Origin of the sequence: Streptomyces sp. WAC06614 (assembly GCF_003949795.1) — a bacterium.
In the GTDB taxonomy this organism is placed as follows: Bacteria; Actinomycetota; Actinomycetes; order Streptomycetales; family Streptomycetaceae; genus Streptomyces.
The window spans coordinates 1-1,057 of record NZ_RPRY01000707.1 but is presented as its reverse complement, the minus strand read 5'-3'; the positions used below and the strand labels follow the sequence as shown (position 1 = coordinate 1,057).

The 1,057-nt window shown below is 79.7% G+C and carries 2 protein-coding genes; one reads left to right on the top strand and one right to left on the bottom strand.

Features of this window, described 5'->3' with window-relative positions; all coding sequences use genetic code 11:
* Window positions 1-532, top strand: a 532-nt coding sequence (locus EF918_RS36035; protein ID WP_125653009.1) for a hypothetical protein, incomplete at its 5' end; no start/stop codon positions are given.
* Here EF918_RS36035 and EF918_RS36030 read toward each other — a convergent pair.
* Window positions 495-1,057 (bottom strand): tryptophan 7-halogenase (locus EF918_RS36030; protein ID WP_148141367.1); only part of this gene is annotated, 563 nt, incomplete at its 5' end. The two genes, EF918_RS36035 and EF918_RS36030, sit on opposite strands and share 38 nt — an antisense overlap.

The window sequence follows — 1,057 nt, the reverse complement described above, 5'->3', positions numbered from 1 at the left end:
CTCGCGGACGGGGTCGCCGTTGGTCGGAGCGGGAGAGCTCGGCGCCTACGGTGAGCTGCCGGTGCCCGGCCCGCACACCGCGGCCGAGCTGGACACGGTGCTCGGGCTGCTGGCGGGGCCGCGGTCCCGGATCGCGGCGGTGTCCGTCGGGCACGGGCGCGACCGGGCCTCGCGGGCGGCGGCCGAGGCCTTCGGCGCCGCGTGGCGGGCCCGCGGCGGGGTGGTGCTCGCGGTGGTGGACTGGCCCGAGAGCGCCGCGTCCTGGCTGCGTCCGGCGCGCCGGCTGACCGCACAGGTCCCGGACGCCTGGGTGGTGGCCGGGGCGGTGGCGGGCTGGGCGCAGATGGGCCGGCGGCTGCGGCACAGCACGGACTGGGACCCGTACCGCACCGTCGCCTTCGCCTCGCTGTACGACCCGCGGCTGCCGGCCCTGGCCGGTCCGGGCGTGCTGCACGGACTGCGCGGGGCCACCGCGGACGGGGACACCTGGGAGGTCAGCGGAGGCTGGGTGCGCAGTCCCGCGACCCGCTGAGCGGGGCGGCGTGCAGGCGGGTCAGGTAGGCGTGGGCCGTGGGGAGGGTCTCCAGGAGCGTCTGCTGGTGGCGCTTGATGCGCGCGAAGTGCTCCTCGGCCGCGCGGAGCGCGCCGGGGTGGCGGGACAGGGCCGCGGGCGGTGCGGCCGGGCGGGGGGCGAGCGCGGCGAGCAGGGTGCGCAGCGGGAGGTCGGCGGGCGTGGGTGACAGCCCCGCCCGGTGTGCGTCGACCGCGGCCCGGGCCGCGGCGGACAGCGGCAGCGGGTGCTCCAGCGGGTACCGCAGCCGTACGAGGTCCAGGGCGCGCTCGTGCCGGGCGGCCGCGGCCTCGTTGAAGCGGGCCGCCGTCACGCCCGTCTGCGGGCCGTCGCCGGGGGACGGGAGGTCGCGGATCAGGAGGTCCAGGAGCTCCAGGGTGTCGGCGTGGTCCTCGGCGAGCGGGTCGGTGACACCGGCCGCCGCGCCGAGGGCCACGCAGTTGTGCACCCAGGCCCGGCGGGGGCGGCCGGGCCTGGGTGCACAAC